Here is a 15259-nt window from a genome sequence, read left to right as displayed (position 1 = left end):
AGTGAGGAACCGATGGCTGGACGAGCAAGCGCGCGCGGACAAGGAGCGGGGACCGGTGCGCAAGCGAGTAGCGCTGATCGTAGGGCTGGTGATCGCTGCGCTGGCGCTCTCCGGCGGTGGCGCCGCGTTCGCATTGGGGACGCGGATCTTCGAGCCGGGGCCGGCGGTCGCGCCGGCGCCGATGGAGTCGCCGACACCAACACCGACACCGACGAACCCACCGGTGGCCGTTCCTGACATCGCGGACCCGACGACCTGGACGATCGGATTCCACGGGATCGGGCCGATAGCGCTCGGCTCGTCCATGGAGCGGGAACGGCAGACGCTCGCCGCTTTCTCCGACAATACCGACAAGCTCTGCGTTCCGGGCCAGCTCAGTCTTGTCGACAGCGAAGGCTTCTCGGTTCTCCTCGTCGGCGGGGTGACCGACCCGTCATACACCGCCGCGGTCATCGTCGGCGATTGGAGCCAAGACGTCCCCCGTGGCCCGACCACCGAAGCAGGGATCGGTGTGGGCTCATCCGCGGAGCGACTTCTCAGCGCCTACCCCGAGATCGAGAGAACGGGCAGCTACAACGATGTGACAACCTACTACGGCCTCGCCGACGGTGGGGGAGGGTGGATCGTGTTCGCGATCTTCGAGAATCGTGTCGTGAGCATCCAAGTCGCCAACGAGTCGAATGTCCCCTTGGAGAACGTCTCGGTGCGCACGATGCCCAGCGAACGCTGCCCCGCCTGACCCCGGTAGACTGAGCCCCATCCCCCGCCGTCACAAGCATCCTGGAGTGCCGCCGAAGTGACCGACACCACCACCCACCAGGTCGTCGATACGGTCGCGAACGCCGCCGCCACGCCGGAGAGGGAGCAGCCGTTCGCCGCGCTCGGCCTCAAACCGGACGAGTACGCGCGCATTCGCGAAATCCTCAGACGCCGGCCCACGAGCGGCGAGCTGGCGATGTACTCGGTGATGTGGTCCGAGCACTGCTCCTACAAATCGTCGAAGATCTACCTGCGGCAGTTCGGGCAGAAGGTCACGCCAGCGATGAAGAAGAACCTCATGGTCGGGATGGGCGAGAACGCGGGCGTCGTGGATATCGGCGAAGGCTGGGCCGTCACCTTCAAGGTGGAGTCGCACAACCACCCCTCCTACATCGAGCCGTTCCAGGGCGCGGCGACCGGCGTGGGCGGGATCGTCCGCGACATCATCTCGATGGGCGCGCGTCCGGTCGCGGTGATGGACCAGCTGCGCTTCGGTGCGATCGACGAGCCGGACACCGCGCGCGTCGTGCATGGTGTGGTCTCCGGCATCTCGTTCTATGGCAATTGCCTCGGCCTGCCGAACATCGGCGGCGAGACGTACTTCGACCCGGTGTACCAGGGCAACCCGCTCGTCAACGCGCTGTCGGTCGGTGTGCTCCGTCACGAGGATCTGCACCTTGCGAACGCCTCCGGCGTGGGCAACAAGGTCGTGCTGTTCGGCGCGCGGACCGGCGGCGACGGGATCGGCGGGGCGAGCATCCTGGCGTCCGACACGTTCTCCGAGGGAGGGCCGGCCAAGCGCCCGGCCGTGCAGGTGGGCGACCCGTTCGCCGAGAAGGTGCTCATCGAGTGCTGCCTGGAGCTGTACCGCGGCAAACTGGTCGAGGGCATCCAGGACCTCGGCGCCGCCGGCATATCCTGCGCCACCAGCGAACTCGCCTCGAACGGCGACGGCGGGATGTTCATCGAACTGGACAGTGTGCTGCTGCGCGATCCGAGCCTCACCGCCGAGGAGATCCTCATGTCGGAGAGCCAGGAGCGGATGATGGCGGTCGTCAAGCCCGAGCTTCTCGACCAGTTCCTCGCGGTGACGGCGAAGTGGGATGTGGAGACCAGCGTCCTCGGCGAGGTGACCGACACCGGCCGCCTGGTCATCGACTGGCACGGCGAGGAGATCGTCAACGTCGACCCGCGCACGGTCGCGATCGACGGACCGGTCTACGAGCGTCCCGTCGCCTACCCGTCGTGGATCGACGCCCTGCGGGCCGACTCGGCCTCGGCGCTCGCCCGGCCGGCCTCGGGCGACGCGCTGCGCGAGCAGACCCTCGCCCTGCTGGGCAGCGCCAACCTGGCCGACAAGTCCTGGATCACGGACCAGTACGACTACTTCGTCGGCGGCAACACCGCGCTCGCCTTCCCGGACGATGCGGGCATGATCCGCGTGGACGAGGAGAGCGGCCTCGGCTTCGCCATCGCCACCGACGCCAACGGCCGCTACTGCCAGCTCGATCCGAAAGAGGGCGCCAAGCTCGCCCTCGCTGAGGCATACCGCAACGTGGCCGCCTCCGGCGCCGTGCCCGCCGCGGTCACCGACTGCCTCAACTTCGGCAGCCCTGAGAACCCCGAGGTCATGTGGCAGTTCTCGCAGGCCGTCGAGGGACTCTCGGACGCCTGCCTGGAACTGGGTGTCCCCGTCACCGGCGGCAACGTCTCCTTCTACAACCAGACCGGCGATGTCCCTGTCTTCCCGACCCCGGTCGTCGGCGTGCTGGGCGTGATCGACGATGTAGCGCGCCGCATCCCGGCCGGCTGGCAGGACGAGGGCGAGAACATCTACCTCCTCGGCATCACCCGCGAAGAGCTCGACGGCTCCGCGTGGGCGGCGACGGTCCACGGTCACCTTGGCGGACGACCCCCCGCGGTGGACCTCGCCGCCGAGCGCAGGCTCGCCGAGACCCTGCACGCCGCGTCGCAGCAGGGCCTCATCTCATCCGCCCACGACCTCGCCGACGGCGGCCTCGCCCAGGCCCTCGCCGAGAGCGTCCTGCGCTTCGGCGTCGGCGCCCGCGTCTGGCTGGGCGACATCGCCGAGCGGGACGGCGTGGACGCGGCGAGCGCGCTCTTCAGCGAGTCGACTGCGCGCGTGATCGTCTCCGTTCCCCGCGAGGACGACGTGAGGTTCCGTGGCCTCTGCGACGGGCGCGGCGTCCCCGCGCTCCGCATCGGCGTCACCGACGGCGATGCCGGCACGCAGCCGGTGCTCGAGGTCCAGGACCTCTTCGCGATCGACGTGGAGGAGCTGCGCAGCGTCCATCGCTCCACGCTTCCGGAGCGCTTCGGACCGGTGGTGGGCTGAACCGACCGGCCTGTTCGCACGGTGGCAAAGGGAGGAGAATCCGCCCGAAAACCGGCGGATCGCCGGGAAGGAGAGGACTGCGGGGTCGATCCGAGCTCGGATTTCCTCCGTTTTCGGCGGGAGGCCGGCGGGACGGTGGTCAGCTGCCGGCGGCCGCCGCCTCAACAGCCGCACCCGCTGCTGGGTCAGCAGGATGCCGCAGAGCACGACCAGCGCGCCCGCCGGTTCGTTCCAGCTGAGGCGCTCCCCGAGCACCAGGATGCCGAGCGCCACGCCGACGACCGGCGTCACGTAGGTCACGCCTGAGGTCGCTGTCGGCCCCCATGCGCGCAGCACGTTCATGTTCCAGATGTAGACGACACCCGACCCCAGAGCGCCCAGGGCGAGCAGGCTCAGCAGGACCGGCCAGCTGAACCGGACGGGGTGCCAGGCGATCACCGGGGTCAGCGCGACCATGATCGCCGCGGCGAGGCCGACGCTGAGGAACGCCGTCGCGGTGGCCGGGATGTCGCGGTGGCAGATGAAGCGGCGCAAGTAGCTGAAGCTGACACCGTAACAGGTGACCGCCCCGAGGCAGGCGAGCTGTCCCCCGAGCGAGCCGGAGAGCGCCGACAGCTGCCATGGCCCCACGACCACGACGACACCGAGCACGCCGACCATCACCCCGAGGACCTGGTCGCGGCTGAGCCGTTCGACCCGGAAGGCCGCCGTCGCCATGATGGCGGTCGTGATGGGTGTCACCGCGTTGTAGATACTCGCCAGGCTGGAGGAGACGTACTGCTCCGCCCAGGCGAAGAGCAGGAACGGAAGCGCGCAGCCCATGATCGCCACGACGACGAAGTGCAGCCAGACGATCGGCTCGCGGGGGAGCCTGGTGCGCGTGACGAGCAGGATGATGCCGAGTGTCACCGCGCCGAAGACCAGCCGGGCCCAGGCGACCTGCCCGAAGCTGACCCCTTCCAGTCCGATCTTCATGAACAGGAAGCTGGCGCCCCAGATAAGGCCCATGCCGATGAACTGAAGAGTGACTCTCACGCGCGCGACACTACCCTAACCGCTCGCGTCGTCCGGCGCCTTGCGGCCACGATGCCGCGATTTCACCCTTCGGGTCGTGTGCTCGGAGACGCCGTCGGGGCGGGGGTCGTCACGCGGACCGGCTGGGCCACCGACGCCGGGAACGCCGCTCCACCGTACTTCGCGTCGGTGGCCGTCATGTAGGTCTTCCACACCCGGTGTCTCAGCTGATCGCCTTGGACGCCGCCGACCGTGGACCGGCGCAGCGAGACCTCGCCCTGGACATTGCCGACCCACACCGCCGTCGTGAGCTCCGTGGTGGAGCCGACGAACCAGGTGTGGTGCTCTCCGTCGGAGGTGCCGGTCTTGGCGAACACCGGGATACCGTCCCTCGGGTTGGACGCGGAGCCTGTCCCGCTCATCACACCGCTCAGCGCCGAGGCCATCGTGGCCGCGACCTCGGGGCTGACGGCCGCCGAGCACTCCGGCCCCGGAACCGGCACGTCCTTGCCCTCGGAGTCCACGATGCGGTCGATCGCGAGGGGGGAGCAGACGATGCCCTTGTTCGCGATCCCCGCGAAGGCCGCGGCCATCCGGATGGGCGCCACTTCGTTGATTCCGAGGATGTCCGACACGTAGGAGGTGAGCGGCTTCCCGTCCGCACGGCGGACGCCGAACGCCTCCGCCGTCTTGCGGATCTCGCACTGGTCGAGTTTCTGCGCCATCGAGAAGAACGCCCCGTTCACCGAACCGGCGGTCGCCGCGCGCACGCTCATGTCCCCCGGCGTCTGGCCGCTGTCGTTCCTGGGCGAATAGGTTCCGCCCTGGGTTCCCTGGCAGCTGTCGCGGAAGGTGGAGAGGCTGAGTGCCCGCGCGTTCCCGTTGACCGTGTCGTCGATCGAGTGCCCGGTCTTGAGCCACTCGGCGAGCGTGAACACCTTGTACGTCGAGCCGGCGGGGAACCCGCTGGAACCGCCGTCCTCATAATCGCTGGCGAAGTTGACGGCCGTGCTCTCCGGCGAGGTGTCGTCCGGGTCGGCGTTGAAGTCCTTGTTCTGCACCATCGCCAGGACGCGTCCGGTGCCGGGCTCGATGGTCACGAGCGAACCGCCGAGGTCGAGGGCCGGGGCGGACGTCGGGACGTACGTGCTCATCGACTCGAGCGCCGCGCGCTGGAGGTCGAGATCGAGCGGCGTGTAGATGTCGTAGCCGCCGGTGGTGAGGGTGCTCCGCTCCGGGTCGGCAGCGTCCTGGAGCAGCTTCCGGTTCTGGATGACACGTTCGACGTAGTCGCAGAAGAAGCCGGCCCCCAGCGGGTTCGCCGCGTGGCAGCCAGTGGCGAGCGGGGTGATCTTCGGCTCGATGGGGGCGGCGACGGCCTCGTCGTGCTGTGCCTGCGTGATCTTGCCCTCTTCGAGCATCGCGGCGAGCACATCGCCGTCCCGGCGCTTCTTGTTGTCCGCGAGGTTCTCCTCGCGGTCGAGGCGCAGCCCATTGGGCTCGTTCACCGACGCGATCAGGCTGGCCGCCTGCGGCAGCGTCAGCTCGGCCGCCGTGACGCCGTAGTAGTACTTCGCCGCCGATTGGATACCGTACGTCGTGCCGCCGAACGGCGCGATGTTCAGATAGCCGAGCAGAATCTGATCCTTGGTGTACGCCTTCTCCAGGCCGATCGCGAGCCGGATCTCCTTGAGTTTGCGATCGATGCTCGTCTTGGTCGCGTCGTCGTAGGCGGCTTCGCGCTTGGCCTTGTCCGGAATGGCCTCCGCCCGCTGCACAAGGATGTTCTTGACATACTGCATAGAGATGGTGGACGCGCCCGATCCGACGTTCTCGCTCAGGGCGTTCCCGGCGGCGGCGCGCAGAACCGCTCTCACATCGACGCCGCCGTGACTGTAGAACCGCGGGTCCTCGGTCGCGATCAGGGCGTCCTTCACCTGCGGGGAGATCTGGTCCGAGCCGACGACCTCACGGTTCTGCTCGTAGACCGCGGCGAGCAGAACGGGGGCGCCCGTCCCATCCTTCGCGTAGATGTCCGTCGTCTGCGCGAGTTTGTCCGGCTTGATGTACTCGGGCAGCCCCTCGAAAAGCTGGAGGCCGCTGTCGGCGGCCATACCGCTCACGGCGACGGCCGGCGCGACCATCGCGACGACCATGACGCCGGCCACGGCGCTGAGAGTGAGAAAGCCGAGCGCGGAAGCGGCGCGGCGGCGGCGCGAGAGGTGGGTCATCTCGGCGGAACTCCAATGAGTGAGGGGGACGACGACCGCAATCCGCGAGACCCTCCCTCTGCGAACCCTGTCAGGGCATTCTGGACCAAGCAACCTGGGAGTACACGGAATGTGACATGTTTTGCTGGACCCCACCCCGGGAATACCCGGTCGCCGATGCCGTTGTATGCATTTGCATAGAATTGCCGAGAACACTCTGAGGAGCCAGCGCATGCAGTACGGAATCTTCTCCGTCAGCGACATCACCCGGGACCCGACCTCGGGCGAGACGCCGAGCGAGGCGGAGCGCATCGACGCGATCGTGACGATCGCGACCCACGCGGAGGAAGTCGGGCTGGATGTCTTCGCGATCGGAGAGCACCACAACCCGCCCTTCTTCTCCTCCTCTCCCACCACCCTGCTCGCCCACATCGCAGCCCTCACCGAGCGCCTGATCGTCACGACCTCCACGACGCTGATCACCACGAACGACCCGGTGCGGCTCGCCGAGGAGTACGCGATGCTTCAGCACCTCTCGAAGGGCCGCATGGATCTGATGCTCGGCCGCGGCAACACCGGCCCGGTCTACCCGTGGTTCGGTCAGGACATCCGCCAGAGCCTGCCACTCGCGCTGGAGAGCTACAACCTCCTGCACCGGCTGTGGAACGAGGATGTCGTGGACTGGGAGGGCCGCTTCCGCACCCCGCTGCAGGGCTTCACCTCCACCCCGCGACCGCTCGACGGCGTGCCCCCGTTCGTCTGGCACGGCAGCATCCGCACCCCGGAGATCGCCGAACAGGCCGCCTACTACGGCAACGGCTTCTTCGCGAACAACATCTTCTGGCCGAAGGAGCACTACCAGCGCCTGATCGCCTTCTACCGCGAGCGCTTCGAGCACTATGGCCACGGCACCGCCAAGCAGGCGATCGTGGGCCTCGGCGGGCAAGCGTACATCGCCAAGAACTCGCAGGACGCGAAGAACGCGTTCCGTCCCTACTTCGACGAAGCGCCGGTCTACGGCAACGGCCCGACGATGGAGGATTTCACCGAGGCGACCCCGCTGAGCGTCGGCAGCCCGCAGGAAGTCATCGACAAGACGCTGACCTTCCGCGAGTGGGCGGGCGACTACCAGCGCCAACTGTTCCTGGTGGACCACGCCGGCCTCCCGCTGAAGACCGTGCTCGAACAGCTCGACCTGCTGGGCGGAGAGGTCGTCCCGGTGCTCCGCAAGGAGACCGCGGCCCGCAAAGACCCGCAAACCCCCGACGCGCCGACCCACGCCTCGCTCGTGCGCGCGAAGTACGGCGAGGAGACACCGCGCCAGCCGCGGCCGAACGCGAACCGCGGCGACAACCTGACCGGTGGCGCGCCCTACCAAGACAGCGCCGAGCGAGAGCCCGGCGCTGCGACCCCCGGCGCAGAGGAGTGAAGACCCCGTGACGAACGCCCCGCAGCGCCCGTTCCGGCTCGTGGCCGTGAACGCGGGCGTGAGCGATCCCTCCGCCACGAAGCTGCTGGCCGAGCGGCTGGCCCTGCGCGTGGAGGCGAACGTGCAGCGCGACGGCCGCACGGTCGAGACGCTGCGCCTGGACTTGCGCGAACTGCTGCCGGAGCTCTCCGGCGCGCTCGCCTCCGGTCACCTCGGACCAACGTTCGGGAAGGCCGTCGAAGCGCTCGCCTCGGCGGACGGCATCGTGGCGGCGACGCCGATCTAAAAGGCCGGGATGAGCGGGCTGTTCAGCTCGTTCTTCCAGGTGCTCGACAACGATCTCCTGATCGCCAAGCCGCTCCTCCTCGGCGCGACGGCCGGGACCGCCCGGCACGCGCTCGCGGTGGACGGGGAGCTGCGCTCGATGTTCGCCTACATGCGCACCATGACCGCCCCCACCTCCGTCTTCGCTTCGACCGAGGACTGGCAAGACAGCGCCCTCGGCCAGCGCATCGACCGCGCGGCGCGCGAGCTGGTCGTGCTGATGGAGTCCGGGGTCGAAACCCGCATCAAGGACACCTCGTGGGACCCCTATCGGCACGAGTTCGGCTCCGCCGGCGGCTCCGAGTTGGGAATCGATCTGTCATCCGAACTGATGCGCCTCGCCGCGGGAGGGACCCTGCCGCCGCCGGGCTGAAGCGATAGTGTGGGCGTCGACACAGGGAGGGAGCGACGTGGACGTGCTCGGCGCGCTGCAGTGGATCGGCACGGTGGTCTGCCTCATCTTCGCGCTCACCGGCCTGATACCGGTCGTGGCCGCAGCGTCGACGTTCTTCGTGATCCCCCTGCACGCCTGGATCAACCACTACCGCAAAGCGGCGCCCTACCTTCCCCGAGTGGCGATCGTGGTCCCGGCGTGGAACGAGGGGGCGGTGATCGGCGCCTCCATCGACCGCCTCGTGACGCTCGACTACCCGAAAGAGGCGCTGCGCATCTATGTGGTGGACGACGCGAGCACAGACGACACCTCCGCTGTGGTGCGCGAGCGGGCGATGCGCTACCCGGGCAACGTCTTCCTGTTCCGCCGCGAGAAGGGCGGCCAGGGCAAGGCTCACACCCTCAACCACGGCATCGAGCGCATCCTCGCCGACGACTGGATGGAGGCGCTCCTCATCATGGACGCCGACGTCATCTACCAGCCGGACTCGCTGCGCAAGATGACCCGGCACCTGGCCGACCCGGACGTGGGCGCCGTCTCCGCGTACATCCACGAGGGCAGCGCCGACCGCAACTACCTGACCAAGTTCGTGAGCACCGAGTACGTCCTCTCGCAGCCGGCCGCCCGCCGCGCCCAGAACGTGCTCGGCGCTCAGGCCTGCCTCGCCGGCGGCGCGCAGCTGCACTCCCGCGAGAACCTCATGGCCATCGGCGGCCAGGTGGACACCAGCACGCTGGCCGAGGACACCATCACCACGTTCGAGACGCAGTTGCAGGGCAAGAGGGTCGTGTTCGAGCCGCACGCGCATGTGCTCGCCGAGGAGCCGCGCACGATCGACGCGCTGTGGAAGCAACGGCTGCGCTGGGCGCGCGGCAATGTGTCGGTGACGGCGCGGTACTCGAAAGTGTGGTTCCGGCCCTCCCGCAAGCACCACCTCGGCGCCTGGACGTTCGGGATCGTGTGGTTCAGCCTGTGGCTGCTCCCGCTCATCATGGTGATCTCGTCGATCGGGCTCGCCGGGCTGTTGTTCCTGCACAGCGGCTTCGCGACGACGGTCTTCCGCATCCTGTGGATCTCGGCGGCGCTCGCCTACCTGTTCGTGCTCATCCTCGGATCGCAGACGGACGCGGTGACGACACGCAGAGAGGTCGGCCACGTCATGCTCTTCCCCGGCATCGTCAATATGCTCGTGATGCTCACCGCCCTCTTCCCGACGATGATGCTGACCTGGCTTCCCGGGCTGTTCGGCGTCCGGCTCGGGGGCTCGGCCCTGTTCACTCTGACGCTCGCCATCTACATTTGGATACCGTTCTCGATGCTCGTCGCCTGGCTCGCCCGCCGCTCCGAACGCCTGCGCGCCGGCCGCTGGCTCGCGCCCGCCCTCATCTACATCGCGGGGTACGGATCGCTCCTGTGCGCCATCACCTTCGATAGCTACCTGAAAGAGCTGGCCGGCGCCGAATCCCGCTGGGACAAAACCGAAAAAGTGGGCCGCGTAGCCACCGCCTGACCCCGCCATCGCTTCCTCAGTTCTTCCGCCCTCTGTCGGCGTGTCGGGCGGAAGAACTGAGGAAGCGATGGCTGGGTGGAGGTATGAAGGTGCGTGGTCTGATTCAGAGCAGCGAGACGAGCGAGCTCACAGCGGAGGCGGACGACTCCGAGAGCGCGCGGTCACTGGTCGAGGAGCAGCTGCCCGAAGGCTACGAGCTGCTGCAGATCCACAGCGCCATGCCCCGCGGCGGGCGGGTGATCGCGACCGCTGTCATCCGGGCGAGCGCCGTCACCGAACTCACCGCGGACGGCGCGGACTACGCCGCCGCCCGGGACGCTCTGCACGCGCTCATCCCGACCGGCCAACGCCTCCTCTCCATCGTCATCGTCCACGAGTGAGGGAAACGACAGCCGTTCAGAGGAGAGAGAACGGCTGGGCGGCGGCGGATTCGAGAAACGCCCAGAGCCGGGCGCCGGTCCGGGGCGAGCGCGACTCGCGCGTGGGCCGCGCGTGGGCCGGGACGCCCTTGGTGCGGGCCACAGGACCGAGGTAGTCGCCACCGGCGAGGGCGGAGTCGAGCACAGCACGGACGGGCGTCCACGCCCCGCTGTCCTTGCCCTGGGTCCACGCTGCCTGGAGGTTGTCGGCGAAGCGCTTCCCCCGGCCGGGCTGGTTGACGCCGTGAACGCCGGGGGTGCGCCCCGACGTGGAGTAGCCCGGATGCACGACCAGACTGGCGATGTCGCTGCCAGCGGCCCGCAGACGGCGGTCGAGTTCGAAGCCGAACGCCTCGGCGGCGATCTTGGAGCGGGAGTAGGCGCGCCAGGGGGTGTACGTGCCGGCGAGCTGGATATCGTCCAGGCGCAGGCGTCCAAAGCGGGTGGCCAGGGAGCCGAGGCTGACGACCCGGCCGCCGTCCGCCCGGGCGAGCGCGGGCAGAGCACGCGCCACGAGGCGGAAATGCCCGATCACATTGGTGGACAGCACGAGTTCGTTGCCATACCGGTCGGTCGCCCGCTCCGACGGCGGATGGACCATGCCGGCGTTCAGCACGAGCGCATCCACCCGTTGCCGCTCCAGCAGCGCGACGGCGAACGCGTCCACCGAGTCGCGGTCCGTCACATCGAGCGGAGCGGCCTCGACACGCGCCCCGCGGACGCGGCGGCGGATTGCCGCCACAGCCGCCTCGGCGCGCTCGGGGTCGCGGCAGGCCAGCACGACGTGCGCGCCCGCCCGGGCGAGCTGCTCGCCGGTGAAGTACCCGACTCCGGCGTTGCCGCCGGTGATGACGACGGTCCGGCTGTGCGCGTCCGGGAGCTCGGCCGGGTTCCACACCACGTCAGGGGCCGTTTCCGATGGCGATCCGCTCGTGCTCGCGAATGACCTCCGCGATGATGAAGTTCAGGAACTTCTCGGCGAAGCCGGGATCGAGGTGGCTCTCTTCGGCGAGCATCCGCAACCGGTCGATCTGCTCGCGCTCGCGCTCCGGGTCGGCGGGCGGCAGGCCGTACTCGGCTTTCAGCGCTCCGACCTGCTGCGTGAACTTGAACCGTTCCGCGAGCATGTGGACGACCGCCGCGTCGATGTTGTCGATGCTCTGCCGGATGCCGCGCAGCCGCACGAGAGCCTCCGCCGTCGAGTCATTCTCAGCCATGAGACGACACTATAGGGTCACAGAGCCGGCTCTGGATAGGCGAGAACCCTCCGCAGCACCGGCCGCGTCGCCAACAGCGCGACCCAGACGAGCAGGATGCCGAGTGCGAGACAACCGGCGACGACCGCCAGGCTGAGCGGCGACAGGATGAGGCTGATCCCGGTCAGCGGCAGGACGACGACCGCGGCGGCGACCGCCGAGCCGATCGTCGTGAAGCGCAACGGGGAGAGCACCGCCCGGCCGCGGGCCGCGTCCATCTCGGCCACCGGCATCCCCAGCCGGTCGAGGCTCACGTAGAGATCGCGGCGGTCGAGCACCGCCGCCGCCTGGTTCACGCCCGCCGAGCACGCGACCATGAGGAAAGAGGCGACGATGGTGGTGACGACACCGGTGCGGATGTCGGCGACGAGCAGGCGCGAGTCCCGGTCCAACTGCTTGCCCACGGAGTCCAGCAGCGCCATACCCACCCCGGCGAAAACGGCGGTGAAACTCGTCATCGCCACACCGGAGACCTGCCGCCACGCGGCCTTCGGCGACTCCAGGACGCTACGCGCCGCGATCAGCCTGCGCGTGGTCGCCGCCCGCCTCACCTGGTGTGCAGCGTCCAGCCGTAGCGCCCACGGTCCGATCAGGTTCAGCACGGCGAGCGCGCCCCCGAAGCCGACCGCGAAGACGGTGAGCAGGCCGACCATGCTCTGCACGAGCCCGATCATGCCCATGAGGACAGAAGCGCCCGCGATCGCGCCCGAGCCGATGACGACACGGAGCCAGTGGGCGCGCTGCGGCCGCTGCCGGGTCCGCACCCCGAGGGGCGAGAGGATGACCCGGCGCAGTCCCAGCGCGGCGCTCGCCGCAGCGAGGACGCCGAGGCCGAGCACAGCGGCCACGATCCAGCCGGGGGCGAGCAGCACGGCCGAGCCGAGCGGCGAACCGCGGAACGAGAGGAGACCGACGAACGGGACAGCGAGCAGGTAGAGCACGACACCGGCGAGCGCGCCGAGCAGCGCGAGAGCGGTCGACTCGATGACGGTGAGCGAAGAGACCAGCGCGGGCGAGGCGCCGAGCAAGCGCAGACCGGCGAGGCGCTCGTCCCGACGGCGGGCCGACAGACGAGCGGCGGAGCCGCCGAGCGCGACAAGGGGAACGACGAGCAGCGCGAGGGTGAGCACGGCCAGGACCTGATACAAGAAAGCGAGTTGGTCGTTCCAGGAGAAGAAGGTCTGGGCCCCGCCGGCGACGATGAGGAGCAGGGCGGTGGCGACGGCGAAAGCGACGACGGGGAGGACGATGGTGGCGCGGTCGGTCGCGCCGCGACGGGCGAAGAGCCAGGCGAGGCGGAGGGTGGTCATCGCGTCCGCTCCGTGCTGGTGCGCGCGTCGGCCACGATGCGGCCGTCGGCCAAGCGGAGGAGACGGGAGCAGCGTGCCGCGACGCCCTCGTCGTGTGTGACGACGACGAGGGACCGGCCGCGGCCGGTGGTGGCGGTGAGAAGCGCATCCATCACCTCGCCAGAGGTCCGCGAGTCCAGGGCTCCGGTCGGCTCGTCGGCGAAGACGATCGAAGCGCCCGTCACCTGGGCGCGGGCGATGGCGACGCGCTGGGCCTGGCCGCCGGAGAGCTGGCCGATGCGGCGCTGCTCGAAGCCGCCGAGACCGAGCGCGGCAAGCCAGGCCGCGGCGTTGCGCTCCGCCGCGGTGCGGCTGGCCCCGGAGAGCAGCAGTGGCAGGGCGACGTTCTCGATCGCCGTCAGCTCGGGCAGCAGGAGGCCCTGCTGGAACACGAACCCGAAAGCCTCGCGGCGCAGGCGGGAGCGCTCGGATTCGCCGAGCCGGTGATCTCCAGCGGGCCCCGCACGGTGTCGAGGACGACCGTGCCGGAGTCGGGGGCCACGATGCCAGCGAGACAGTGCAGCAGGGTGGTCTTGCCCGACCCGGAGGCGCCCATGATCGCGACGGACTCGCCGGGCTCGAGACGGAAGTCGACACCGGCCAGCGCGGGCTCCGCGACGGGCCCGTAGGACTTTGAGAGGCCGAAGGCTTGGAGAGTCGGCGGCGCGGGCGGGGAGGTGTTCTCGATCATGGCCCCAGCCTTCCGCCGCGAGCGGTCCGGCGCATCCTCCGCGGGCGTCATCCCGGGTCGCCGGGATCATCCGCGCGATGTCGTCCCGGGGTACGACAGAGGGGTGTGCCACCGCGGTGACGCACAGCCCCGAACACCCCGCACCGAGCGGAGCGCCGGACGTCGTTACGGTGGAGGGATGGCAGAGACGTACCGCACAGCATCCCTCGACGAGCACTCGGCCCGCGCCCTCGCCGCGAACGGCTTGCGGCTGGCGCTGACGGACACGGCGGACGAGGCCGCGTTCACGGAGTGGATCCGGTCGAGCTTCCGGGGGTTCCACGACCGGCAGCCGAGCGACGAGACGCTCGCGGAGGCCCGGGGCTAACTGGCCGACCGGCGCACGACGGCGGTCTACGACGACCGCCTGCCGAACGCCTGGCCGGTTGGCACCGTCAGCTCGTGGGTCGCGCCGCTGACGGTCCCCGGCGGGGGCACACTCAACGCCTGGGCGATCAGTTCGGTCACCGTCTCGTCCACGCACCGGCGGCGCGGGATGGCGACCGCCCTGCTCGGGGCCGAGCTGCGGACCGCGCACCGGCTGGGCGTCCCGGTGGCCGCCCTCACCGTCTCCGAGTCGGTCATCTACGGCCGCTGGGGCTTCGGGCCGGCGACGTACGCGGCCTCCTGGGCCGTCGACACCAAGCGGGTCCGCTGGGCCGGTGGCGACGCCCCCGGCCGCCTGGCCTTCACCTCCCCCGACGAGTACCGCGAGACCGGCCGCCGGGTCCTGGATCGCGCGATGGCCGCGCGGGCGGGGGAGATCGGGATGACGCCCTTCCTCGCCGACCAGCTCATCGGGCCGCTGAGCGGCGCCCCCGATCGGGAGAGGCACCGCCTGGTCCGCTACGACTCCCCTGCCGGCGAGCCGGAGGGCTTCGTGGGCTTCACCGTGACGGGGACCGACGACGTGGTCCGCAACGCCGTCGAGGTTCACTACCTCGCCGCGGCGACCGACGCCGCCCTCACCGCCCTGTGGCGCTTCCTGCTGGAGCTCGACCTGGTCGCCGTTGTGAAGGCGTCGACCCGCGGTGTGGACGAACCGCTGCAAGCGCTCGTCTCCGATGTCCGCGGCGCGCAGCTGACCAGCGTCGAAGACCACCTGCGGGTACGCATCCTGGACGTCCCGGCCAGCCTCGAAGCCCGCAGCTACGAGCGCGACGGCTCGCTCGTGCTGGAGGTGGGCGACGACCTCGGGATCGCCGCCGGGCGCTATCGGCTGACGGTCGCCGGCGGCGCTGGACGGGTGGAGCGGACGGACGAGGCCGCGGAGGCGACCCTGCCGGTCGCCGCGCTCGGGAGCGTGTACCTCGGGCACGACAGCGCGCGGGCGCTGGGCGTGGCCGGGCGCATCCGCGGGGATGTCGCCACACTCGACCGGCTGTTCCGCACGGCGGCGCCGCCGCGGCTGAGCACATGGTTCTGACGCCCGCCGCCCGCCTCGCGTGACGCGGAGAAGGCACGCCCGCGATCCGACAGGGCCGGAAAAGGAGGAGATCGTGCCGAAGA

At 69.8% G+C, this 15259-nt stretch carries 11 protein-coding genes and 3 pseudogenes; 8 read left to right on the top strand and 6 right to left on the bottom strand.

Annotated features, from left to right (window positions below; translation table 11 throughout):
• Positions 1-55: 55 nt before the first annotated feature.
• The gene (locus O159_RS12705) at positions 56-739 is read left to right on the top strand and encodes a hypothetical protein (RefSeq protein WP_021756183.1); all 684 of its coding nucleotides are present in this window, start codon (positions 56-58) and stop codon (positions 737-739) included.
• A 57-nt stretch (positions 740-796) separates the two neighbouring features.
• The gene (purL, locus tag O159_RS12700) at positions 797-3115 is read left to right on the top strand and encodes a phosphoribosylformylglycinamidine synthase subunit PurL (protein ID WP_021756182.1); all 2319 of its coding nucleotides are present in this window, start codon (positions 797-799) and stop codon (positions 3113-3115) included.
• Positions 3116-3310: 195 nt separating this feature from the next.
• Here purL and O159_RS14310 read toward each other — a convergent pair.
• A pseudogene (locus tag O159_RS14310) lies at positions 3311-4123 on the bottom strand (DMT family transporter); the annotation flags it as partial.
• 89 nt (positions 4124-4212) lie between these two features.
• Positions 4213-6360, bottom strand: a complete 2148-nt coding sequence (locus O159_RS12695) for a transglycosylase domain-containing protein (protein WP_021756179.1) — start codon at positions 6358-6360, stop codon at positions 4213-4215.
• A gap of 211 nt (positions 6361-6571) precedes the next feature.
• Here O159_RS12695 and O159_RS12690 point away from each other — a divergent pair, with 211 nt between their 5' ends.
• The 4 genes and pseudogenes from O159_RS12690 to O159_RS12675 all read left to right on the top strand — a co-directional run bounded on the left by O159_RS12690 (position 6572) and on the right by O159_RS12675 (position 10376).
• On the top strand, positions 6572-7768 hold the full coding sequence (locus tag O159_RS12690; RefSeq protein WP_021756178.1) for an LLM class flavin-dependent oxidoreductase: 1197 nt from the start codon (positions 6572-6574) through the stop codon (positions 7766-7768).
• Positions 7701-8465 (top strand): annotated as a pseudogene (locus O159_RS12685) (CE1759 family FMN reductase). Before O159_RS12690 ends, O159_RS12685 begins: the two are co-directional and overlap by 68 nt.
• A gap of 37 nt (positions 8466-8502) precedes the next feature.
• A complete protein-coding gene (locus O159_RS12680; RefSeq protein ID WP_021756177.1) occupies positions 8503-9996 on the top strand; it encodes a glycosyltransferase family 2 protein in 1494 nt (497 codons plus the stop codon).
• A gap of 83 nt (positions 9997-10079) precedes the next feature.
• A complete protein-coding gene (locus tag O159_RS12675) occupies positions 10080-10376 on the top strand; it encodes a hypothetical protein (RefSeq protein WP_021756176.1) in 297 nt (98 codons plus the stop codon).
• Positions 10377-10392: 16 nt separating this feature from the next.
• On the opposite strand, the gene O159_RS12670 is transcribed toward O159_RS12675, so the two are convergent.
• The 4 genes and pseudogenes from O159_RS12670 to O159_RS12655 form a co-directional block, all read right to left on the bottom strand.
• Positions 10393-11316 (bottom strand): SDR family NAD(P)-dependent oxidoreductase, encoded by a 924-nt coding sequence (locus O159_RS12670; RefSeq protein ID WP_043993805.1) that lies wholly within the window; start codon positions 11314-11316, stop codon positions 10393-10395.
• 1 nt (position 11317) lies between these two features.
• Positions 11318-11632, bottom strand: coding sequence for a chorismate mutase (locus O159_RS12665; RefSeq protein WP_021756174.1), 315 nt, complete (start codon positions 11630-11632; stop codon positions 11318-11320).
• A 17-nt stretch (positions 11633-11649) separates the two neighbouring features.
• Positions 11650-12981, bottom strand: coding sequence for a hypothetical protein (locus O159_RS12660; protein WP_021756173.1), 1332 nt, complete (start codon positions 12979-12981; stop codon positions 11650-11652).
• Positions 12978-13711 (bottom strand): annotated as a pseudogene (locus O159_RS12655) (ABC transporter ATP-binding protein). Before O159_RS12655 ends, O159_RS12660 begins: the two are co-directional and overlap by 4 nt.
• Positions 13712-13889: 178 nt before the next feature.
• Here O159_RS12655 and O159_RS16090 point away from each other — a divergent pair.
• Both O159_RS16090 and O159_RS12650 read left to right on the top strand, forming a co-directional pair.
• On the top strand, positions 13890-14078 hold the full coding sequence (locus O159_RS16090; protein ID WP_021756172.1) for a hypothetical protein: 189 nt from the start codon (positions 13890-13892) through the stop codon (positions 14076-14078).
• Positions 14079-15176 carry a GNAT family N-acetyltransferase gene (locus O159_RS12650; protein ID WP_269078394.1) on the top strand — a complete coding sequence of 366 codons (1098 nt, stop codon included), beginning with the start codon at positions 14079-14081 and terminating at the stop codon, positions 15174-15176.
• Positions 15177-15259 lie beyond the last annotated feature (83 nt).

Origin of the sequence: Leifsonia xyli subsp. cynodontis DSM 46306, assembly GCF_000470775.1 — a bacterium.
Taxonomy (GTDB): domain Bacteria; phylum Actinomycetota; class Actinomycetes; order Actinomycetales; family Microbacteriaceae; genus Leifsonia; species Leifsonia cynodontis.
This window is presented reverse-complemented; position numbering and strand designations above follow the sequence as displayed.

Coding starts and splice junctions, on each gene's coding strand:
- O159_RS12690 (WP_021756178.1), top strand. CDS start 6,572: ATGCAGTACGGAATCTTCTCCGTCAGCGACATCACCCGGGACCCGACC.
- O159_RS16090 (WP_021756172.1), top strand. CDS start 13,890: ATGGCAGAGACGTACCGCACAGCATCCCTCGACGAGCACTCGGCCCGC.
- O159_RS12675 (WP_021756176.1), top strand. CDS start 10,080: ATGAAGGTGCGTGGTCTGATTCAGAGCAGCGAGACGAGCGAGCTCACA.
- O159_RS12665 (WP_021756174.1), bottom strand. CDS start 11,632: ATGGCTGAGAATGACTCGACGGCGGAGGCTCTCGTGCGGCTGCGCGGC.
- O159_RS12660 (WP_021756173.1), bottom strand. CDS start 12,981: ATGACCACCCTCCGCCTCGCCTGGCTCTTCGCCCGTCGCGGCGCGACC.
- O159_RS12695 (WP_021756179.1), bottom strand. CDS start 6,360: ATGACCCACCTCTCGCGCCGCCGCCGCGCCGCTTCCGCGCTCGGCTTT.